This window comes from Pseudomonas sp. IT-P171 (genome assembly GCF_949767765.1).
GTDB lineage: Bacteria > Pseudomonadota > Gammaproteobacteria > Pseudomonadales > Pseudomonadaceae > Aquipseudomonas > Aquipseudomonas fluorescens_B.
Map to the genome: position 1 here is coordinate 99914 of NZ_CATKQN010000008.1, position 22237 is coordinate 122150.

Annotated in this window: 16 protein-coding genes, 1 tRNA gene and 1 pseudogene; 3 read left to right on the forward strand and 15 right to left on the reverse strand. The window is 60.4% G+C overall.

The window, feature by feature from the left end:
• Positions 1 to 93 precede the first annotated feature (93 nt).
• From ACM6I5_RS06965 to ptsP, 3 genes are read right to left on the reverse strand one after another with little or no spacing between them, the layout of a single operon-like run.
• The gene (locus ACM6I5_RS06965; RefSeq protein WP_414883454.1) at positions 94 to 1833 is read right to left on the reverse strand and encodes a PTS fructose-like transporter subunit IIB; all 1740 of its coding nucleotides are present in this window, start codon (positions 1831 to 1833) and stop codon (positions 94 to 96) included.
• A gap of 11 nt (positions 1834 to 1844) precedes the next feature.
• Positions 1845 to 2786, reverse strand: a complete 942-nt coding sequence (gene pfkB, locus ACM6I5_RS06970; RefSeq protein WP_414883455.1) for a 1-phosphofructokinase — start codon at positions 2784 to 2786, stop codon at positions 1845 to 1847.
• Complete coding sequence (gene ptsP, locus ACM6I5_RS06975; protein WP_414883456.1) at positions 2786 to 5647, reverse strand: phosphoenolpyruvate--protein phosphotransferase; 2862 nt, start codon at positions 5645 to 5647, stop codon at positions 2786 to 2788. The genes pfkB and ptsP overlap by 1 nt, the downstream gene beginning before the upstream one ends.
• A 282-nt stretch (positions 5648 to 5929) precedes the next feature.
• Here ptsP and cra point away from each other — a divergent pair, with 282 nt between their 5' ends.
• Positions 5930 to 6925 carry a catabolite repressor/activator gene (gene cra, locus ACM6I5_RS06980; RefSeq protein ID WP_031318379.1) on the forward strand — a complete coding sequence of 332 codons (996 nt, stop codon included), beginning with the start codon at positions 5930 to 5932 and terminating at the stop codon, positions 6923 to 6925.
• A 3-nt stretch (positions 6926 to 6928) separates the two neighbouring features.
• A complete protein-coding gene (locus ACM6I5_RS06985) occupies positions 6929 to 7708 on the forward strand; it encodes a TatD family hydrolase (RefSeq protein ID WP_414883457.1) in 780 nt (259 codons plus the stop codon).
• Here ACM6I5_RS06985 and ACM6I5_RS06990 read toward each other — a convergent pair.
• From ACM6I5_RS06990 to ACM6I5_RS07010, 5 genes and pseudogenes are all read right to left on the reverse strand, one after another.
• Positions 7705 to 8634, reverse strand: a complete 930-nt coding sequence (locus ACM6I5_RS06990) for a methyl-accepting chemotaxis protein (protein ID WP_414883466.1) — start codon at positions 8632 to 8634, stop codon at positions 7705 to 7707. The two genes, ACM6I5_RS06985 and ACM6I5_RS06990, sit on opposite strands and share 4 nt — an antisense overlap.
• Positions 8611 to 9702 (reverse strand): annotated as a pseudogene (locus ACM6I5_RS06995) (methyl-accepting chemotaxis protein); the annotation flags it as partial. The pseudogene ACM6I5_RS06995 and the gene ACM6I5_RS06990, both read right to left, overlap by 24 nt.
• Positions 9703 to 9951: 249 nt before the next feature.
• A complete protein-coding gene (gene ampE / locus ACM6I5_RS07000; RefSeq protein WP_017336483.1) occupies positions 9952 to 10788 on the reverse strand; it encodes a regulatory signaling modulator protein AmpE in 837 nt (278 codons plus the stop codon).
• Positions 10785 to 11345, reverse strand: a complete 561-nt coding sequence (gene ampD, locus ACM6I5_RS07005; RefSeq protein WP_017336482.1) for a 1,6-anhydro-N-acetylmuramyl-L-alanine amidase AmpD — start codon at positions 11343 to 11345, stop codon at positions 10785 to 10787. Before ampD ends, ampE begins: the two co-directional genes overlap by 4 nt.
• Positions 11346 to 11409: 64 nt before the next feature.
• A complete protein-coding gene (locus ACM6I5_RS07010) occupies positions 11410 to 13626 on the reverse strand; it encodes a DUF1631 domain-containing protein (protein ID WP_414883458.1) in 2217 nt (738 codons plus the stop codon).
• 348 nt (positions 13627 to 13974) lie between these two features.
• Here ACM6I5_RS07010 and nadC point away from each other — a divergent pair, with 348 nt between their 5' ends.
• Positions 13975 to 14823 carry a carboxylating nicotinate-nucleotide diphosphorylase gene (gene nadC, locus ACM6I5_RS07015; RefSeq protein ID WP_052909685.1) on the forward strand — a complete coding sequence of 283 codons (849 nt, stop codon included), beginning with the start codon at positions 13975 to 13977 and terminating at the stop codon, positions 14821 to 14823.
• A 51-nt stretch (positions 14824 to 14874) separates the two neighbouring features.
• Here nadC and ACM6I5_RS07020 read toward each other — a convergent pair whose 3' ends face one another.
• From ACM6I5_RS07020 to infB, 7 genes are all read right to left on the reverse strand, one after another.
• Positions 14875 to 15180 carry a DUF6388 family protein gene (locus ACM6I5_RS07020; RefSeq protein WP_031318375.1) on the reverse strand — a complete coding sequence of 102 codons (306 nt, stop codon included), beginning with the start codon at positions 15178 to 15180 and terminating at the stop codon, positions 14875 to 14877.
• A gap of 134 nt (positions 15181 to 15314) precedes the next feature.
• Positions 15315 to 15390 (reverse strand) — tRNA-Thr (locus ACM6I5_RS07025).
• A gap of 139 nt (positions 15391 to 15529) precedes the next feature.
• The gene (pnp, locus tag ACM6I5_RS07030) at positions 15530 to 17635 is read right to left on the reverse strand and encodes a polyribonucleotide nucleotidyltransferase (RefSeq protein ID WP_414883459.1); all 2106 of its coding nucleotides are present in this window, start codon (positions 17633 to 17635) and stop codon (positions 15530 to 15532) included.
• 195 nt (positions 17636 to 17830) lie between these two features.
• Entirely contained in the window at positions 17831 to 18100 is a 270-nt protein-coding gene (gene rpsO, locus ACM6I5_RS07035) for a 30S ribosomal protein S15 (protein WP_003176135.1), read from the reverse strand.
• A gap of 118 nt (positions 18101 to 18218) precedes the next feature.
• On the reverse strand, positions 18219 to 19136 hold the full coding sequence (truB, locus tag ACM6I5_RS07040) for a tRNA pseudouridine(55) synthase TruB (protein ID WP_017336477.1): 918 nt from the start codon (positions 19134 to 19136) through the stop codon (positions 18219 to 18221).
• Between the two features lie 3 nt (positions 19137 to 19139).
• Positions 19140 to 19541: a 30S ribosome-binding factor RbfA gene (gene rbfA, locus ACM6I5_RS07045; RefSeq protein ID WP_017336476.1), complete on the reverse strand. Its 402-nt coding sequence runs from the start codon at positions 19539 to 19541 to the stop codon at positions 19140 to 19142.
• Positions 19542 to 19700: 159 nt separating this feature from the next.
• Positions 19701 to 22229, reverse strand: coding sequence for a translation initiation factor IF-2 (infB, locus tag ACM6I5_RS07050; RefSeq protein WP_017336475.1), 2529 nt, complete (start codon positions 22227 to 22229; stop codon positions 19701 to 19703).
• Positions 22230 to 22237: the final 8 nt, after the last annotated feature.

Consider the following 22237-nt stretch of genomic DNA (forward strand, 5'->3'; position numbering starts at 1 on the left):
AGCGGGTTTGCCCGCGATGACGGACTCGCATTCAACATTTATGTTGGCTGAAAGACCGCTTTCGCGAGCAAGCCTGGCTCCTGCAGGTTTGCGTCAGGCGCTGACGGGTTCTACCGCCAGCTCAGCAACTTCCGGCCGCTTGACCACCGCATACACCACCGCCGTCAGCAAACTCCCGGCGACAATTGCCAGCAAATACAGCAACGCATGGTTGATCGCATTCGGAATCGCCAACACAAACAATCCCCCGTGCGGCGCCATCAGTTTGCAGCCGAAATACATCGACAGTGCGCCCGTCAGCGCACCACCGGCAATGCTCGCCGGAATCACCCGCAGCGGGTCCTTGGCGGCAAACGGAATCGCCCCTTCGGAGATAAAGCACAGCCCCAGCACCAGTGCCGCTTTCCCGGCCTCGCGCTCAGTCTGGGCGAACTTGCGTCGGGCAATGAACGTGGCGATGCCCAGGCCAATCGGCGGCACCATCCCGGCGGCCATCGTCGCCGCCATCGGTGCATAACTTTGCGACGCCAGCAGCCCCACCGAAAACGCATAGGCCGCCTTGTTGATCGGCCCACCGAGGTCGACGCACATCATGCTGCCCAGCAATACGCCGAGCAGAATAGCGTTGGTGGTGCCCATGCTGTCGAGGAAATGCGTGAGCCCCGCGAGCATCCCGGCCACCGGTTTGCCGACCACGTAGATCATCACCAACCCGGTGAACAGACTCGCCAGCAACGGGATGATCAGGATCGGTTTCAGCGCCTCAAGGCTTTGTGGCAAACGCGCATACCGATTGATCGCCTGCGCCGCGTAACCGGCGATGAAACCGGCAATGATCCCGCCGATGAAACCGGCGCCCAACGTGCTCGCCAGCAGACCACCGATCATCCCCGGCGCAAGCCCCGGGCGGTCGGCAATCGAGTAGGCGATGTAACCCGCCAGCAATGGCACCATCAGTTTGAACGCGGTCTCGCCGCCAATCTGCATCAGGGCGGCGGCGAGTGTGCCTTCCTCCTTGAAGGCGGTAATGCCGAAGACGAACGACAACGCGATCATCAGACCGCCCGCCACCACCATCGGCAGCATGAACGACACGCCGGTCAGCAGGTGTTTGTAGACGCCGGTCTTCTCCTTTTTGACCGGGCCGTTGGCGCCGGTCGCGGCGCTTTCCTGTTTGCCTTCGGCCAGCGCTTTGTTCAGCGTCGCTTCGGCCTGCTTCAAGGCGATGCCCGTGCCGCAACGGTAGATTTTCTTGCCGGCAAAACGCTCGGTCGCGACTTCGATATCGCAGGCCAGCAGCACCACGTCGGCGTCGGCAATTGCCGTCGCGCTCAACGGATTGCGTGCACCGACCGAGCCTTGTGTTTCGATCTGCAGGTCGTAGCCCAAACGTTTCGCCGCTTGCTGCAAGGCTTCAGCGGCCATGAAGGTATGAGCAACGCCGGTCGGGCACGCGGTGATCGCGACCAGCCGGGGGGCGTTTTTCGTGACAGCTACAGGTTCGGCGACCGCTGCAGGTGCGACGTAAACCTCAGCTTCTTCGGCACCACGACGCAGCACGGCTTCGACATCTTGCAGGGCGTGCGCCGGGGTACTCTGGAACACGCGTTTGCCGACGAATCGCGACATGTCCACCGGCGTGCTGGTCACCAGCAATACCCACTCGGCTGCCTCGATCGTTGCCGCCGACAATTGGCGTTCAGGGTGCGCGACATCGTTGACTTCGACACTGGTGCTCCAGCCCTGACGCTGGGATGCCGCATCGAGCAAACGGGCGCACAGCACGCTGGTGACCATGCCGTTGGGGCAAGCCGTAACAATGGCTAACTTCATGACAAACCCTCTTATTGTTCTGTCAGGGGACGCACGCGCACACCCTGTTCAAGCCGCGCCAATTGCGCCGCATCACCGATGCCGAAACCGATCTGGGTCACCGCCATCGCGGCAATCGCCGTGGCGGTGCGCAGGGTCTGTTCCGGTGTGTCGGCGCTGAGCAGACCGTGGAGCATGCCGGCCAACAGCGAATCACCCGCCCCGACCGTGCTGGCGACGCTAACCTTGGGTGGCGTGGCATGCATCGCCGAACCGACACTGAACCAGTTCACGCCATCGGCGCCGTGGGAAATCACCACGTGCTCGATGCCTTGCGCATGCAAGCGGCTCGCTGCCTCGGCTTGAGCCGCGACCGACACCACTTCGCAGCCGAGCACTTCGGCCAGTTCTTCGGTGTTGGGTTTGATCAGCCACGGGCCGGCCTTGAGCGCCGCGCGCAACGCTTCGCCACTGGTGTCCAGGGCGACGTTCAAACCAAGATTCTTCAAGCGCACAATCAGCGCCTGCAACCACTCGGGACTGATGCCCTGAGGCAGGCTGCCGGCAACGACGACGGCATCATGACCCGGCGCAATCTGATCGAGGCGATCCAGCAACGCCTGCTGCGCCGCTGCACTCACCAAGGGGCCGGGGCCGTTGATGTCGGTGATGCGCCCGTCGTGTTCCGCCAGTTTGATATTGCTGCGGGTTTCGCCGGGGACGCGGATAAACGCGTCGACAAAACCGCGTTTGGCAAACAGGGTTTCGAACGCCTGAAGATTGTCTTCGCCGAGAAAACCGCAGACGGTGAGCGAATGCCCAAGGTCCGCCAGCACCTGCGCCACGTTCACGCCTTTACCGGCGGCGTGGGTGTGCATCTCGTCGCTGCGATTGACCTGGCCGGGTTCAAGGCACGGCAACTGCACCGTCAGGTCCAGCGCCGGGTTGAGGGTCAGGGTCAGGATTTTGGCCATTACAGGGCCTCCACTAATGCGCGCACTTCATTGGCGCTGCCCACGGCCAGGGCCTGTCGGGCAAGGGTTTGAGTCTGGGTCAGACTGAGTTCGCGAATGCGCGCCTTGACCTCGGCAATGCTGCGGCCCGACACGCTCAACTCGTCCACGCCGAGACCGACCAGCACCGGCACCGCCAGCGGATCGGCCGCCAGCTCGCCGCACACGCCGACCCATTTGCCATGGGCATGGGCCGCGCGCACGGTGATGTCGATCAGTTGCAACACCGCCGGGTGCAAGCCGTCAGCCTGGGCCGACAAGGTCGGATGACCACGGTCGATGGCCAGGGTGTATTGCGTGAGGTCGTTGGTGCCGACGCTGAAGAAGTCGACTTCCTTGGCCAGCACCGGCGCCAGCAGTGCAGCCGATGGCACCTCGATCATGATCCCCAGTTGCAGGTCCGCCACCGGGATTTCCAGACGTAGCCGTTCGGTCATGTCCCGCGCCTGCCGCCACTCGTCAACGCTGCCGACCATCGGGAACATGATGCGCAGCGGGCGGTTGTCAGCAGCCCGCAGCAGGGCGCGCAATTGCGCTTCCATGATGTGCGGACGCTGCAAGGTCAGGCGAATGCCGCGCACGCCGAGGAAGGGGTTCTCTTCCTTGGCGATCGGCCAATACGGCAGCGGTTTGTCGCCGCCGACGTCGAGGGTGCGCACCACCAGGGGTCGACCGGCGAGGCCATCGAGCACGCGACGGTATTCGACTTCCTGGGTCGCTTCGTCCGGCGCTTGCGAGTGGGCCATGAAAATCAGTTCGGTACGCAGCAGGCCAATGCCTTCAGCACCCTGCTCCACTGCGCTGGTGACGCCGGCGCTTTCACCGATGTTGGCGAACACTTCCACCGCGTGACCATCGGTAGTCAGTGCCGGTTGATGACGCTGTTCGGCCGCCGCTTTCAAGCGTTGCTCGCGGGTGTCACGCTCTTCGGTGGCGCGCTGCAAGGTCGCCGCATCGGCATCGACATGCAAACGACCGCGCTGGCCGTCGAGCAGCAACGGCGTGCCCGGTGCCAGCAGCAACACCGCCGCCCCTGCGCCGACCAACGCCGGAATACCGAGCGCACGGGCGACGATGGCGCTGTGCGCAGTGGCGCCGCCCCGGGCGGTGAGAATGCCGGCGACGCGGGTAGGATCGAGACGCGCCACGTCGGAAGGACCGACTTCATCCATCACCAGAATGTACGGCTGATCAGGTTCACTCGGGGTTTCGACGCCGCTCAGTTGCGCCAGCACGCGTCGGCCGATATCGCGCAAATCTGCCGCGCGCTCGGCGAGCAACGCATCCTGCAGCGCTTCCTGTTGTGTCGCCGCCGCTTCGATCACGGCCATCCACGCCGCTTCAGCGCTTTCGCCCTGCTTGAGACGAGTCTCGACTTCATCGGTCAATTCCGGGTCGTCGAGCATTTCCTGGTGGGTGATGAAGATTTCGCGAATGGCTTTGGATTTGCTGCGCTCGATCAACCCTTCGATGTCGCGACGCACATCTGCCAGCGCTTGCTTGAGGCGCTCGCGCTCAAGGGCGGCAGACTCACCGCGCAACGGGTATTCGATGGTTTGCAGCACTTGAATGTGTGCCGGGCCAATGGCAATGCCCGGTGCTGCCGGTATGGCTTGAACCACGCTGCCGGACGCCGGGGCGAGCAACACTTCGGCCACATCCGCGACGACTTCGCGCTGTTGGCTCACCACCGGCAATGGCTCGACTTCTTCACCGAGGCCTTCTTCGATCGCGGCCAGCAAGGCTGGCAAGGCGTCGGCGGCAATGCTTGGCTCGGCGACAAATTCGAGTACCTGGCCGCGACGGGCGCCGAGGCTGAGCAACTTGCTCAAGCTCTTCACCGACACGGCGCTGTCCTGTCCCTCGACGAGCCGGACGCGAATCTCGCCTTCAAAACTCTTCGCCAGTTGCGCAAGGATTTTCGCCGGGCGCGCGTGCAAGCCGTGGGCGTTGGCCAGTGCAATGCGCGCGCTCGGCCAGTCCGCCGGCAACTCGCCGCCGAGCACTTCGAGGACTTTACGACTACTGGTGGCGCGGCCCAGTTCATGGCCACGGCCTTCGATCAGCAGCGCGCAAAGGCGTTCGAGCAAGGCCTGATGCGCCTCGCCGAGGCTGGCCAGGCAGAACAGACCACTCAGTGGCTGACCGAGATAACGCATCGGTTTGTCCGGGGTGACGAAGGCCAGGCCCGGACGCTTGACCGTCTGTTCGCTGTGCAACCACCACAGGCCATCGCCGAGTGGCAGCGCTTCGACCTGTTGCAACACGGCGGAGAAACCATTGCTCACACAATCTGCCTGACGCAGCAAACGGGCACCGCGCCAGACCAGTTCTTCGAAGTCATCGGCCGACACACCCAGGCCGATCATCTGTGCATCCAGCGCCAGCTCCTGCGGCGCGCCTTGCAGCAGTTTCAGCAAGGCTTCGGCAGAGCTGGCGCGACGCAGGGCCTGGCCCAGATCGGTCTCGCCAAGGGCGCGGGTCAGCAGTTGCAGGAGCCGCAAGTGTTCATCGGATTTGGCGGCGATGCCGATCGCCAGGTAAACGATCTGGCCGTCGCCCCAATCCACGCCGTCGGGAAACTGCATCAGCCGCACACCGGTGGAAAACACCTGGTCGCGGGTTTCCGGCGTACCGTGGGGGATGGCAATACCTTGGCCGAGAAAGGTCGAGCCCTGGGCTTCGCGTGCTTGCAAACCGGCGAGATAACCTTCGGCCACAAGACCATCGGTGACCAGATGCCGAGCCAGTAACTGCAACGCTGCGGACTTGTCCACGGCCGACTGGCCCATGGAAATCTGCTCTATGGTGAGCTCGAGCATGCTTTCTCCTTTTTGGCACCTTGAGGTGCCAGGTATTGTTTTGAATGAGTCAGCTTAGGCGCTTAATCATCACTTTTGGCGGTTTCACGGCAGAACCGGCCAAATGCACCTGAAACGTAGAAAATACGCTTGCTGAAACGTTTAATCTAGAATGATTGGCACGTTACTCGATTATGTCCCATCCTTGAAGCCCAACTTGTCGGATTGGCTGCGACAATAGTTGCCTGCCCGAATCGGGTAGGATTGGCGAAAATGTCGGCCGACAAACAAGGAAAACCCGAGTTGAAACTCAGTGATATCGCCCAGCTGGCTGGTGTGTCCGTGACCACCGCCAGTTATGTCATCAATGGCAAGGCCGAACAGCAACGCATCAGCAGCGCCACCGTCGAGCGCGTGCGCGCGGTCGTCGAGCAACATGGCTTCACGCCCAACCCCCAGGCGGCCGGGCTGCGCAGTCGGCACACCCGCACGTTGGGCTTCATTTTGCCGGACCTGGAAAACCCCAGCTACGCACGCATCGCCAAACTGTTGGAACAAGGTGCCCGGGCCCGCGGTTATCAGTTGCTGATCGCCAGCTCCGACGACGCGCCGGACAGCGAACGGCAATTGCTGCAACTGTTCCGCGCCCGTCGTTGCGACGCGTTGATCGTCGCCAGCTGCCTGCCGACCGGTGACGACAGTTACCGTCAGTTGCAGGCCAAGGGTGTCCCGATCATCGCCATTGACCGGGTCATGGAGCCTGAGCATTTCTGCTCGGTGATCAGCGATGATCGCGAAGCCAGCCTGCAACTGACACGCAGCCTGCTCGACCCGTTGCCCAAGCAGATCGCCCTGATCGGCGCACGCCCCGAACTGAGCATCAGCCAGGAGCGGGCGGCCGGGTTCAAGGAAGCGCTGGCCGGGTTCAAAGGCGAGATCCTGATCGAACACGGCGAATCCTTCAGCCGCGAGTGCGGCAAACAGTTGATGGAAGACATGATCCAGCGCCTGGGCCATCTGCCGGACGCGTTGGTGACCACGTCCTACGTGTTGCTTCAGGGCGTGTTCGACGCACTGCACGACTTCCCGTTGAAAACCCGTCCGCTGCGCCTCGGCACGTTCGGTGACACGCAGTTGCTGGACTTCCTGCCGCTGCCGGTCAACGCCATGGCCCAGCAGCACCAGTTGATCGCCGACAAAGCGCTGCAACTGGCCCTCGCCGCCATCGAGCAATCCGATTACCAGCCCGGCGTGCAAGCCATCGCGCGGACCTTCAAGCAGCGTATTCGCCAGGACTGAACCGTGGAGCTGATCGACACCCACACGCATCTGGATTTTCCGGATTTCGACGAGGATCGTCAGGCGCTGCTCGCCGAGAGCCGCGCCCTCGGTGTGCGACGGATCGTGGTGCTGGGGGTTTATCAGGCCAATTGGCAGCGCGTCTGGGATTTGGTGCTGAGCGATCCCGATCTGCATGCGGCGTTCGGTTTGCACCCCGTGTATCTGGAGGATCATCGCCCCGACGATTTGCACGAGCTGGGCGACTGGCTGACGCGTTTAGCCGGTCACCGCCAATTGTGTGCGGTGGGCGAAATCGGCCTGGATTACTTCATCGAAACCCTCGATCGCCAGCGCCAGCAGGCGCTGTTCGACGCGCAATTGCAACTGGCGGCGGACTTCAATCTGCCGGCGCTGATTCATGTGCGACGCAGCCATGCGGCGGTGATTGCCACGCTCAAACGCTTCAAGTTGAAACGCGCGGGCATCATTCACGCCTTCGCCGGCAGCAAGGAAGAGGCCCGCGAGTACATCAAGCTCGGTTTCAAACTGGGTCTTGGCGGCGCGGCGACCTGGCCGCAGGCCTTGCGCATGCACCGCGTCCTCGCCGAGTTGCCGCTGGAGTCAGTGGTGCTGGAAACCGACTCACCGGACATGGCGCCCGCCATGTTTCCCGGTCAACGCAACAGCCCGGCGCATTTGCCGGCGATCTGTGCGGCGCTGGCTGAAATCATGGCGATCAGTCCGGAACAACTGGCCACCGCGAGCACGAACAATGCCTGTGAGTTGTTTAACTTTCTCTAGACCCGGAACGCGCTGATCAGCTGTTTAAGCTCCACCACCTGAGCCGACAACGCCCGACTGGCGTTCTCGGTCTGGTGCGCGCCTTCGGCGGTGCGCTCGCCGGCTCGGTTGATCTCGACGATGTTCTGGTCGATGTCGTGCGCCACGGCGGTCTGTTGTTCCACGGCAGCGGCGATCTGCTGGTTCTGATCGACGATCATTCCCACCGCCCCAAGGATATTTTCCAGCGCCTGCTGGACCTTTTCCGACTGCCCCACCGTGCCATTGGCCATTTGATGGCTGGTGCCCATGGCTTTCACCGCCGCGCCGACACCGCTGTGCAGCTTGGCAATCATTTGCTCGATTTCTTCAGTGGATTGTTGGGTGCGTTTGGCCAGGGTCCGGACCTCGTCCGCCACCACCGCGAAGCCACGCCCCTGCTCGCCCGCCCTCGCCGCCTCGATGGCAGCGTTGAGCGCCAGCAGGTTGGTCTGCTCGGCGATGCTCTTGATCACCTCCAGCACCCGACTGATGGACTGGCTGTCGCTGGCCAGTTGATTGATCACCAGCACCGATTGATCGATCTCGCTGGCCAGTGCGGCAATGCTGCCCTGTTGCGATTCCACCAGACCGCGACCGCTGACCGTCTCGTCGTTGACACTGTGCGCACTGCTGACCGCCGCCGCCGCACTACGAGCCACCTCCAGTGACGTGGCCGACATCTGATTCATGGCCGTGGCGACCTGTTCGATCTGTGTGCGCTGCCCCGCAACGGCCTGGTTACTCTGGGCCGACACATTCTCGACCTGACCGGCCTGACGCTCGACTTCACCGACGGTGTGGCCCACACGCTCGATCAGGTCATGGATTTTCTTCACGGTGCCGTTGAACACCTCGCCCAACTCGCCCAGCTCGTCACGGCTGTTGGCGTTGAAGGTCACGGTCATGTCACCGGCTGCCACCTTGTCCATCATCGCCCCAAGACGCTTGAGGGTGGTGCGGGTCGAGGCGTAGAAACCGCCATAGAGGTAGAAGATCAACACAAACACCACCGACAACGCGACGGCCTGCAAGACCATGTGCGTGCGGTTCTGAGTCAGCCGCTGCTGCAACTGGGTGTCGAGGAATTTCAGAGTGGCTTCGTTGAGTTGATAAGTCTGGTCCATCAGGCCGGTGACCTGATCATAAAAGGCCTGCCAAGGCGCATCGAGGGTGTCGGCCATTACCACTTGTTCTTCGAACAGTTCACTGGCTTTTTTCAGCGTTGCCTTACTGCTCTCGGCCTGGGCGGCCAGGGTTTCACTCGCCGCTTTGCTTGAGCCCAGCGCGTCGTGCAATTTCAGGCCGTATTCGGCCTGGAGTTTTTCGATCTGCGCCAGCAACTCATCGAAACGGGTGCTCGAAGACGAGTTGAGGAACCCTTGCCCCAGCGAGTAGGAGCCCATCGCACGGCCATCGCCCAAGGTCTGGGTCACGGGCGGCGTGACGTTGGTAATGAGCTCGGTAAGCTGACGCATGTCGCTCTGGCTGTCGCGGCTCAACCCTGCCTGGCTGGCAATGATCTGGCTGAAAATCTGCGCATTGCCAAGCAATTTGCCGATCAACGCACTTTTGCTTTGCAGGGAGTTTTCTGCTTGCTGGGCCTTGAACGCGGCGAGCATTTCATCGCGTTTGCTATCGAAAACCGTGATTTGTTCCGGATCGGTGGTCATCGCCGCAAGTCCTTCCAGGCGGGCCAGAACGCTTTGCTCCAACGCACTGATCTTGGGTTCGACACCCGCTGCCTTGCCGGACTGGCCCAGGATGACGTTGATCTGCACCAGGTTGTTCAGGGTTTCCAGATCCCGTCGCAAGGTCAGGCTGCTGCCCAGCAGGTCGAGGCTCTGCAGTTCGACCCGGGTGCCCTGGAATTCACGATAGGAATCGCGCACCAGGTAAAAGTTGGTCACCAGCATCGGCACCAGGAACAGCACGCTGATCAGGCTGAACTTCATGCCGAAGCTCAGGCGATTCATTAGCGCGACGGCGGGATAGAGCAAGCTCTTCACTGGAAGTCTCCCTTTGCATTCTTATTTTTATTGGCAGGCACAGACAGGCAGCAGATAGCCACTATTCAGTGCTATCTCTGTATAGCTTAAATCGGCTGGGGGGTTTGTAACTTAAGGTTAACGGGAGGGAACCAGGTCTGTCTGAAGGAATGCCGGGGGGCGCTTCGCACCCCAGCGGGAGCAAGCGCCCTCGCCACAGAGGAATGGATGTCGGAATTACGGAAGGACCGTCCACAGGGCAAAACCGGCGTACCAGAGCACCGCCGCTCGCAGCAGCAACTCCCAGATCCGGTCGAGACTGTTGATGCCGTCCGGGCCGACCACCGGCGCGGGAATTTCACCGGCCACCAGCCCGACCTTCTCGATCAACCGGGCGGCGCTGATGTTCCAGTTCAGCAGTTCGTGCAGCATCACCCGGCTGACCGCGACAAAGTTACCGACCAACGCGAAGCTGGCCGCCAGCAGACGCACCGGCACCCAATCGAACGCGTGGCGCAATTGTGCGGCGCGCTCGACGACTGCGAGGTTCTGCCCGTGTTCTTCGGCAAGTGCCAGCAGTCGGTAGCTCAACGCCGCCACCGGGCCCAACAGGAAATACCAGAAAATCACCGCAAAAAAGCTCTGGTAGGCCTCCCAGAGCAAATGACCTTCCACCCGTTCCAGCAGTTGCTCGCCGCTGTCGGCGCAGATATCCAGGTCGCGCTTTGCCACGTGAGCGGCGGCCTGCAGGTCTTCCCGGCGCCAGGCATCGCGAAACGGCCCGAGACCGGCCAGCAGATCGCCCCGACCCAGGCTGTAAATGACCACCAGCAAATGCACCGGCAACGCCAACAGACCGTAAGCCACCGGCTCCAGAACCACCAGTAACAGGCCCAGCAACGCCACTGGCAGCAACACCAGAATCACCAATATCAACCATGGACGGTTGGCCAGACGCGGGCTGGCTTCAAGCTTGTGCAGCTCGCGTACCCAGCCGCCGTCACGTTGAATCCGATGGCGCAGGGCCGAGAATTTTTCGATCCATACCGCCAACAGCAACACCAGAAAACTCATTCTTGTTCCTCTTTAGCCAGGGCCGCGCGGTAACGCGCCCAATCGAACGCCGGCCCCGGATCGGTCTTGCGCCCCGGCGCGATGTCGCTATGTCCGCAGATGCGCTGCGTGGTGATGGCCGTGAAAGTGCTTTGCAGCTGCAAGGTCAGGGCCGTCAACGACGCATATTGAGCGTCGGTGAACGGCAGATCATCCGTGCCTTCGAGCTCGATGCCCACGGAAAAATCGTTACAGGTGTCCCGGCCATCGAAACATGACACGCCGGCATGCCAGGCGCGCTCGAGACACGAGACAAACTGAGTGACAGTACCGTTACGCTCAATCAGAAAGTGCGCGGACACCCGCAGGTCAGCGATCCCTTCAAAATAGGGATGCTCTGTGACATCCAGCCGGTTCTGGAAAAACTCCTGCACCTTGCCGGTGGCGAACTGCGCCGGCGGCAGACTGATGTTGTGGATCACCAGCAGGGAAATTTCGCCCGTGGGGCGCGCATTGAAGTTGGGTGAAGGGCAGACATTCACGCCCTGACACCAACCGCTCGCGGGGTCCAACTGCATACAGGTTCCTTCAACGTCGACTGTGTTGGCGCCCAGTATGCCGCGATAGCCCCCTGGCGCGCGATCACTTGCCGCGATTGAGACGCCGCAGGTTGCCGATGACCGACTCCAGCGCCCGGTCGAAGAGCAAGGTGTCGTCCAGGATTCGCACCGCACCCCGGCGAAAATCCAGGGCCAGGCCGGTACGGCTGCGTTCCAGTACTTTCATCCCGGTGCGGTCGACGAAAATGTAGTTGCCCGTGGCCTCGATGATCGCAGCCAGCTTGCAGCGCAGGTTGTGATCTTCCTCCTCCTGAAACTCGACCCAGCAGCCCACGCGCAGTTGATCGACCTGAATCAGCCCCGCATCATCCGTCGACAAACGTGCGGAGGTCGACGCCACCGCCCCTTCGTCAGCGGTGCGCAGTACGATTTCTTCCTGCACTTGCACCATCACCGGCGCATCGGCTTCCCGGGTGGATGCCGGAGTCTGATCCGGGCGCTCGAACAGCTGAACGTGCAGGCTTTCCAGCTCACTGAAAAACTCGCCGGTGGCGAACGGATCGAACGCCGAACTGTTCAACCCGTCACGCAGGGACTTGAGCAACCCCGGCACCAGCGCCAACAGGCGCAGGCTGGCGTCAGGTTCGTCATGCCGCTGCACGCTCCAGACCAGCTGTTCCATGGTTTGCACATCGGCTTGCCATTCGGCCGACTGATCGCCGTGCTTGAGGCAGGTCAGCAACAGCACCTGGCTCCAGGCCTCCTGGACAAACGCCACCACCCGCTGCGGCAGAACCTTGCCCATCAGCACCTGGTTCAGCGCCCGTTCGACACGCTGACGGGCCATTTCGGTTTTGGCGCGACCTTCTTCAGCGTCGCGGGTGCGTTGTTCCAGCAGCTCGCTGCGACGACGTTCATCGCTGGTGAACGCGAGAAAATCCGCCAACAGTTCGGAAAAAATAGCTGGATCGTCGACAAAATCGTTCAACAAGCGCTGAACCACTTGCTCGATACGCAAGTACAGACTGTCGCGCTGATAGTCATCGCATTCCCCCCACCCCATGGCGGCAGCGGCGATTTCGTTGAGCAGACGGCGTGCCGGATGACTACTGCGACTGAAGAAACTCTTGTCGAGCACCGCCACTTTGAGCATCGGGATCTGCAAGCGGCTGATCAGCGCCTTGAGAGAATCCGGCAGGTTGCGATCATCGAGGATGCATTCGAACAGCATGGCGATCAGGTTGATCACGTCTTCATCAGCCACACCAACAACGCGCGACTTGCCGCTTTTGACGCTGACCCGGGTCAGCAGCTGTTCAAGCTGGTTGCGCAGGTCGAAATCGTCCTGGGCAGCAGGCGCCGGCACGTATTGCTGCAAATGCGAGAGCAGGCGCAGCAGGTCGCGGGTAGAAATCGGCTGCGCCGTGGCGCTGACTTCCAGTGTCGGCGCGACACTGCCGCGCACGTGAAACAGCAGTTCCTGCAGTGCCGCGAAAACCTCCTGCACGCCATCGTCGATCTGCATGCTACCGGCGTGGATACCGGCTTCAGCGGGCTCGGAGTGGACACTGGCCTCCGCCCGATCGGTCGCACGCCGCGCCGGCGCGGGCTTGAGGTCGGGCAATATGCCGGTGGCGATCAGCAGTTGATTGGCTTCGGTGTAGAGCTGGTCGGTGTCGCTGAGCACATAGCGCTCGAAGAGTTTCAGGATGATCAGCTTGACCTTGATCTCCACCCCCAGATTACGCCCGGCCTCCATGAAATATTCACACAGCATCGCCGGGCCCAACGGGTTGTGCTGAGCCACCAGCTTCTTGCCCAGCAACATGCTGAGCCGAGCGGTCAGTTGATCGAGACCGAAACCGTCACGGCTCAGCACCTTGTTGACCATGGCCTCCACCGCCACGCTGCGTTCCAAGTCATCGCCGGACTGCGCAGCCAGCGTGTCGAAGACCAGTGCCCTGGGCAAGGCTGGCTTGGTAGTGTCGTTCCGGGTGAGCCCGACAAAGGCCTCAAGGAATTGCTCCAGAAAAACCCGCTCGATACTTTTGCGCTTGAGGCGCAAGTCGCGCATGGCTTCGAAATAGAGGTTCTGCTCGACGTCGTCGCGGGCGCGGTCAGCCATTTCGAACAGCGTGTCGTCGGCGTTATCGAACAGTTCCTGCAAACCATGCCTGAGCTGTAGCGCGGCCTTGTCGCGAACCTGAAGCAGAATCACAGGCACACGGGCGAGCGGCGAAGGTGTCGCCTGATCGGTAGCCGCCTTGTGCAAAGGCACTACATTCCCGTCGTTGTGCATCCTGGCCTCCTGAAACGGTGATGCGTCGGTAGATCGGTGCGCCGGACTCACACCCGCGCTCAACGGTGGACACTGCCCATCCGCTGTCATTCAATAATTCGGGACACAAAGTACGTCAAAGCTATGACGTCAAAGGAAAGGCGCATTATCTTGCAAAAGATGTCCCGTGTGCCAGCGGACTCTGGGCCTCTTATTGAAATAGACGTTCCGGATAGACCGCCGCTTAGCGCCAATGGCTCGGGTAAATCGACCAAATACAGGTTTCAGAGCGACCGGAAGGTCTCTCACGCCTTGGGTTGCTCTGCGCCATGGCCCTATAATCGGGCCACTTTGTTTGTGGAGTCCGTTATGCCGAATCTACGTCTCGCCGATCTGACCGCCGAAATCGAAGCCAACGTGCGCCGTGCGTTGCGTGAAGACATCGGCAGCGGCGACATCACCGCGCAGCTGATCCCGGCCGAACGCCTGGCCAAAGCCACCATCATCACCCGTGACGCCGCGGTCATCGCCGGCACCGCCTGGGTCGATGCCGTGTTCCGGCAACTGGACCCGCGAGTGGCCGTGCACTGGCAGGTGCGCGATGGCGAACGGGTGAAACCCAATCAGGCGCTGTTCCACCTCGAAGGCCCCGCGCGCTCGCTGCTCACAGGCGAACGCTGCGCACTGAATTTCCTGCAATTGCTGTCCGGCGTGGCCACACGCGCGCAATACCTGGCGGATTTCGTTGGCCAGACGCAGGTGAAGCTGCTCGATACCCGTAAAACCCTGCCGGGGCTGCGTCTGGCACAGAAGTATGCCGTGACCTGCGGCGGCTGCCACAACCACCGCATCGGCTTGTACGACGCGTTCCTGATCAAGGAAAACCACATCGCCGCCTGCGGGGGCATCCCTGAAGCGATCAACGCCGCGCACAAGATTGCCCCGGGCAAACCGGTGGAGATCGAAGTGGAAAGCCTGGCAGAGCTGAAGGAGGCCTTGGCCGCCGGTGCCGATATCATCATGCTCGACGAGTTGAGCCTGGATGACATGCGCGAAGCCGTGCGCCTGAATGGCGGCAAGGCAAAACTGGAGGCCAGCGGCGGTATCAACGAAAGCACGTTGCTGCCGATCGCCGAAACAGGGGTGGATTACATTTCGATTGGTGCGATGACCAAGGACGTGAAGGCTGTCGATCTGTCGATGCGTTTGAGCCTCTGATCACGCCTGGTTGAATGAAAAACGCCAGCCTCATTGAGGCTGGCGTTTTTGTCAGACCACCAGATTGTTCATCTCGCAGTACTCTTCCCACTCGACGCCCAATACCTCGGCCGCCTCTTTGTGCAGCGCCAGGCGCGACGCCTCGAACTCTTCCGGGCTCGAGGTGTACTTGAGCGTCAGTTCCCACGGCTGCAAGCCCTGGGCTTCCGCCTCATCCTCGAACGCCCACTGGATCTGGTCTTTCTGATCGTCGGCGGGCAGGTCCTTGATCTCATCGGAGAGCTGGGGCGAATCAAGCAAGTACTTCTTCAGTGCTTCTTCGTGCCTGGCTTCCTGGGTCAATTCTTTAACGGTCATGTCGTTCTCGCTGATCGGGGGAATGGAAGATGGATCTGGATCATCAAGGATCTCTCTGACGCAAAAAACCGTGTGAAGCCCGGCTTGTCTGGCCTTCAGAACCATTCGTGGATCATTTGAAAACAAAGTGTCGCTGGTGCCCGAGACAGGAATTGAACCTGCGACCTTCGCGTTACGAGTGCGCTGCTCTACCAACTGAGCTACACGGGCGGTGGGCTAAACCTAGCACTGACTTTAGGGTCAGGCAACTTCCCAAATTGCCTCAATTTCATGCGGACAAAAAAATGCCCCGCCGTTTTCACGGCGGGGCATTTTTTATAACGTTGAAGCGGTCAGGCGTGGGGAGTGATTAAACGCCCGAAGCCTTGGCTGCTGCGACGTCTTTGATGGACAGCTTGATACGGCCGCGGTTGTCCACGTCCAGTACCAGTACTTCCACTTCCTGGCCTTCTTTCAGGATGTCAGTCACTTTCTCGACGCGAGCATCGCTCAGCATCGAGATGTGAACCAGACCGTCCTTGCCTGGCAGGATGTTGACGAATGCGCCGAAGTCGACGATACGCTCAACCTTACCGACGTAGATCTTGCCGATTTCAGCTTCTGCGGTGATGCCCAGAACGCGCTGACGTGCTGCTTCAGCCGCTTCCTTGGTTTCGCCGAAGATCTTGATCGAGCCGTCGTCTTCGATGTCGATCGAAGCCTTGGTCTCTTCACAGATCGCACGAATGGTCGCGCCGCCTTTACCGATGACATCACGGATTTTGTCGGTGTCGATTTTCATCGCGATCATGGTCGGAGCGTTTTCCGACAGCTCGTTACGCGACTGGCCAATGATCTGGTTCATCTGACCGAGGATGTTCAGGCGCGCTTCCAGGGCTTGGCCCAGAGCGATTTCCATGATTTCTTCGGTGATGCCTTTGATCTTGATGTCCATCTGCAGCGCGGTCACACCTTTGGCGGTACCGGCTACTTTGAAGTCCATGTCGCCCAGGTGGTCTTCGTCACCCAGGATGTCGGTCAGGACGGCGAACTTCTCGCCTTCTTTAACCAGACCCATGGCGATACCCGCAACCGGTGCCTTCATCGGAACACCGGCGTCCATCAGGGCCAGGGAAGCGCCGCAGACCGAAGCCATGGAGCTCGAACCGTTGGACTCGGTGATTTCCGACACCACACGGATGGTGTACGGGAACACGTCGGCAGCAGGCAGCATGGCCTGAACCGAACGGCGGGCCAGACGGCCGTGGCCGATTTCGCGACGACCGGCGCCACCCATGCGACCACACTCGCCTACCGAGAACGGAGGGAAGTTGTAGTGCAGCATGAAAGGGTCTTTTTTCTCGCCTTCCAGGGTGTCCAGCAGCTGTGCGTCACGGGCGGTGCCCAGTGTTGCAACAACCAGAGCCTGGGTTTCGCCACGGGTGAACAGTGCCGAACCGTGGGTCTTTGGCAGAACACCGACTTCAATGTTCAAAGGACGTACGGTCTTGGTGTCGCGGCCGTCGATACGTGGCTTGCCGTTAACGATGTTTTCGCGAACGGTGCGGTATTCGATTTCACCGAAAGCAGCTTTGACTTCAGCGGAAGTCGGCTGACCTTCTTCACCGGACAGCTTGGCAACCACCTGGTCTTTCAGCTCGCCCAGACGTGCATAACGGTCGGCTTTGACAGTGATGGTGTAAGCCTGGGAGATCGCTTCGCCGAACTCGGCACGGATCGCGCCCAGCAGCGCAGTGGCTTCTGGCTGTGGAGCCCAGGTCCAGGTCGGCTTCGCAGCTTCGGCAGCCAGTTCCTTGACAGCGTTGATCACAACCTGGAACTCGTCGTGAGCAAACAGTACCGCGCCCAGCATCTGGTCTTCGGTCAGCTCTTTGGCTTCCGATTCAACCATCAGAACGGCTTCCGAAGTACCGGCAACGACCATGTCCAGGCTCGATGCTTTCAGTTGTTCGTAAGTCGGGTTCAGCAGGTAGCCGGTGCTTTCGTGGAACGCAACGCGGGCAGCGCCGATCGGGCCATCGAAAGGAATGCCGGAGATAGCCAGCGCAGCCGAGGTACCGATCATCGCAGCGATGTCCGGATCGGTCTTCTTGCTGGTGGAAACGACGGTGCAGACAACCTGCACTTCGTTCATGAAGCCTTCCGGGAACAGCGGACGGATCGGACGGTCGATCAGTCGGGAAGTCAGGGTTTCTTTCTCGGAAGGACGGCCTTCGCGCTTGAAGAAACCGCCAGGGATCTTACCGGCAGCGTAAGTCTTTTCCTGGTAGTGAACGGACAGAGGGAAGAAGCCCTTGCCTGGATCGGCTTGCTTGGCACCGACTACAGTCACCAACACGCTGACGTCGTCGTCAACGGTGACCAATACTGCGCCGGAGGCCTGACGGGCGATACGGCCAGTCTCGAGGGTAACGGTCGACTGACCGAACTGGAATTTTTTGATTACCGGGTTCACGGTGTCCTACCTTCTTTTGTGGCTCTTGGGGAACTTGTCTTCTTGCGAAATTCTTGGGCAATGTCGGGAATCGGCCCAACGCCTGTCCAGGGTAAAACGTGTATCCAGATAAAACTTGAGGCTGGGAGCCTGCCCTACGCCAGCGGGAAACCCACTGACGTACGACAGACAACCAACCTCTAGCGCAATCGCTTATTAGCGACGCAGACCCAGGCGACCGATCAGAGCCTGGTAACGGCCCAGATCCTTGCCTTTCAGGTAGTCCAGCAGCTTACGGCGCTGGTTTACCATGCGGATCAGACCACGACGGGAGTGGTGATCTTTACCGTTGGCCTTGAAGTGACCTTGCAGTTTGTTGATGTTGTGGGTCAGCAGTGCAACTTGCACTTCTGGCGAACCAGTGTCACCAACAGCTTGCTGGTAGTCAGCTACGATTTGAGCTTTTTCTTGAACGTCGAGAGCCATGTGGCAATCCTTTTATCAGGAAACTGTTTCAGAAAAACAGCTTCAACAGGCCAGGGACAAATCCCTGTATCTAAAAATGAGGAAGTGACCGTGCCTGTTAACAGCCACCCTCGTCCGGTCATTCTGACCGAATCAGTCGACGCGGCGCGATGCGCCCGTCTTCGCTCACTTCACCGATACCGATGAAGCGACCGTTGTGATCCTGTACCCGTACCATGCCGAACTTCGGTGCATCCGGGGCTCGTACCGGTTGGCCGTTGAGCCAGTAGAACGAGCTATGCTCCGAGAATTGCAACAGAGGCCAATCCAGCAGGCCACTGTCCGATGGCATCAGGAAGCGGTCGACCGCTTCGTTGCCGCCTTCGGCATGTACCGCTTCCAGCTCTTCAAGCGTGACTGTCTGCGCCAGTGTGAAAGGCCCGGCCTGGGTACGTCGCAGTTCTGCAACGTAAGCGCCACAACCGAGTTGCTCACCAATATCCTCCACCAGGGTGCGGATATAGGTGCCTTTGCTGCAATCCACCGCAAGCCGCGCAGTATCACCTTCAAAGGCCAGCAATTCCAAGCGCGCAATAGTAACAGAACGCGGTTCGCGCTCCACTACTTCGCCTGCACGTGCCAGCTTGTACAGCGGCTGGCCATCACGCTTGAGCGCCGAGTACATCGGCGGTATCTGACTGATTTGACCACGAAATTTCGGCAGTACCGCTTCGACATCGGATCGACCAACGGTCACCGGACGCTCCTGCAAAACTTCACCTTCGGCATCTGCCGTGGTGGTGGTCTTGCCCAGTTGCGCCAGGGTTTCGTAACCCTTGTCGGAATCGAGCAGGTACTGCGAGAACTTGGTGGCCTCACCGAAGCACAACGGCAACACGCCGGTGGCCAGCGGATCGAGACTGCCGGTGTGCCCGGCCTTCTCGGCGTTCAGCAACCAGCGGACCTTCTGCAACGCCGCGTTGGAGGTGAACCCCAGCGGTTTGTCGAGCAGGATGATGCCGCTGACGTTACGACGGATACGTTTGACCTGAGCCACCGATTACTCCTTGGTGTCTTCGGCGTCTGCCGCAACCGGGTGCTGATTGTCTTCAGCCACCGCACGCTCGATCAGGGCCGACAGGTGCGCGCCACGCACGACGCTTTCGTCGTAGTGGAAGTGCAGCTGCGGAACGCTGCGCAACTTCATTTCGCGGGCCAGCTGCATGCGCAGGAAACCGGCGGCGGAGTTGAGCACCTTGATGCTTTGCGCGATGTCTTCGGCGTTGTCCTGGCCCATCACGGTGATGAAAATCTTGGCGTGACCGACGTCACGGCTGACTTCAACAGCGGTAATGGTGACCAGGCCGACGCGCGGGTCTTTGACTTCACGACGGATCAGCTGTGCCAGCTCACGCTGCATCTGATCGCCGATACGTTGGGTACGGCTGTATTCTTTTGCCATGTCTTGTTACCTGTTACTGCCCCACGGTGAAACCCGAAGGGTCTGAAAGCGGCAAACGCCCGGCCTGACAAAAGCCAGACCGGGCGTTGCGTTTAGAGTCCTGACGCTATGTCGCGCATTTGCATGCGGCGGCTTGGCGTGGCCCTTGAAGTGCGCGAGTTAGAGGCTGCGAGCAACCTGAACCTTCTCGAAGACTTCGATCTTGTCACCGACTTTGACGTCGTTGTAGCTCTTCACGCCGATACCGCATTCCATGCCGGCACGTACTTCGGAAGCGTCATCCTTGAAGCGGCGCAGGGATTCCAGCTCGCCTTCGAAGATAACGATGTCTTCACGCAGTACACGGATTGGACGGTTACGGTGAACAACACCTTCGATAACCATGCAACCAGCGATCGCGCCAAACTTCGGCGAACGGAACACGTCACGGACTTCAGCGGTACCCAGGATGTTCTCGCGAACATCGCTGCCCAGCATACCGGTGAGGGCTTTCTTGACGTCTTCGATGATGTCGTAGATCACGTTGTAGTAACGCATATCCAGACCTTCCTGCTCGACGATCTTGCGAGCACCGGCATCGGCACGCACGTTGAAGCCGAACAGTACAGCGTTGGAGGCCAGTGCCAGGTTGGCGTCGGACTCGGTGATACCACCGACACCGCCACCGACAACACGCACTTGCACTTCGTCGTTACCCAGGCCGTTCAAGGCACCGTTCAACGCTTCCAGCGAACCACGGACGTCGGATTTGAGGACGATGTTGAGCGTCTTCTTCTCTTCCTGACCCATGTTCTCGAAGATGTTTTCAAGCTTGCCGGCGTGAGCACGGGCCAGTTTGACTTCGCGGAACTTGCCTTGACGGAACAAAGCCACTTCACGGGCTTTCTTCTCGTCGGCAACCACGCTCATCTCGTCGCCAGCGTCCGGGGTACCGTCCAGGCCGAGAATCTCGACAGGGATGGAAGGACCGGCTTCCTTGATTGGCTTGCCGTTCTCGTCGAGCATGGCACGTACACGGCCATAGTTCGAACCGACCAGGACCATGTCGCCTTGGCGCAGGGTACCGTCTTGAACCAGAACGGTTGCAACCGGGCCACGACCTTTGTCGAGACGCGATTCAACCACAACGCCACGGCCCGGAGCCGACGGAGTTGCTTTCAGTTCCAGAACTTCGGCTTGCAGCAGAACAGCTTCGAGCAACTCGTCCACGCCAGTACCGACTTTCGCCGAAACCGATACGAACGGGGTGTCGCCGCCCCACTCTTCCGAGGTCACGCCGTGAACCGACAGTTCGCTGCGGATACGATCGAGATCGGCGCCCGGCTTGTCGATTTTGTTCACAGCTACAACCAGCGGAACACCGGCAGCCTTCGCGTGCTGAACAGCTTCAACGGTCTGCGGCATTACGCCGTCGTCCGCTGCAACCACCAGGATCACGATGTCGGTCGCCTTGGCACCACGAGCACGCATTGCGGTAAACGCGGCGTGACCCGGGGTGTCGAGGAAGGTGACCATGCCGCGTTCGGTTTCAACGTGGTACGCACCGATGTGCTGGGTAATACCGCCGGCTTCGCCTGCAGCTACCTTGGCACGACGGATGTAGTCGAGCAGCGAGGTCTTACCGTGGTCAACGTGGCCCATTACGGTCACGACCGGTGCACGGGAGAACGCTTCACCTTCAAACTTCAGGGACTCGGCCAGGGAATCTTCCAGGGCGGTGTCGCTGACCAGGGTCACTTTGTGGCCCAGCTCTTCGGCAACCAGCTGGGCAGTTTCCTGGTCCAGTACCTGGTTGATGGTCGCTGGAGTACCCAGTTTGAACATGAACTTGATGATTTCAGCCGCCTTGACCGACATCTGCTGGGCGAGATCGCCAACAGTGATGGTCTCGCCGATCTTCACTTCGCGCACTACAGGGCCGGTTGGGCTCTGGAAACCGTGAGCGTTGCGTTTCTTCAGCTTGGCCTTGCCGCGACCACCACGACGGAAGCCATCGCTTTCTTCGTCGGTAGTACGTGGCGCAACACGTGGAGCAGGCGCTTTCTCTTTGACCGAAGCACGATGTGGAGCGTTTTTGCGCTCGCCATCGCCACTGCCACGACGATTGTTATCGTCGGCACGTGGTTTGTCCGGACGGCGCTGTTCGTTCTGCTTGTTGCGAACGTCAGCAGACGGAGCTGGCGCAGCTGCAACAACCGGTGCGCTTTCACGTACGGGTTCGGCAACTGCAACCGGCGCTGCAACGGCGTCGTTGGAAGCGGTTTGCGCAGCAGCAGGCTGACGACGCGCTTCTTCTTCGGCACGACGCTTGGCTTCTTCTTCAGCCTTCTGACGAGCAGCATTTTCTACTGCGCGACGTTCTTCCAGTTCGCGTTTGCGCTCGGCTTCGATTTCTTCCGGGCTGCGCTGTACGAAAACTTTCTTTTTACGGACTTCAACACTGATGCTTTTGCTGCCAGCAACACGCAGGGTGCTGGTGGTTTTACGCTGCAGTGTGATCTTGCGTGGTTCTTCCACTTTCGCCTTGTGGCTGCTTTTCAAGTGAGTCAGCAAAGATTGCTTCTCACTGTCAGTCACATGTTCTTCGGCGGCGGTGTGCGGCAGACCTGCCTCACGCATCTGCTGCAACAGGCGCTCTACCGGTGTTTTGACCTCATCGGCCAGTTGTTTCACCGTGACTTGCGTCATGCACTTCT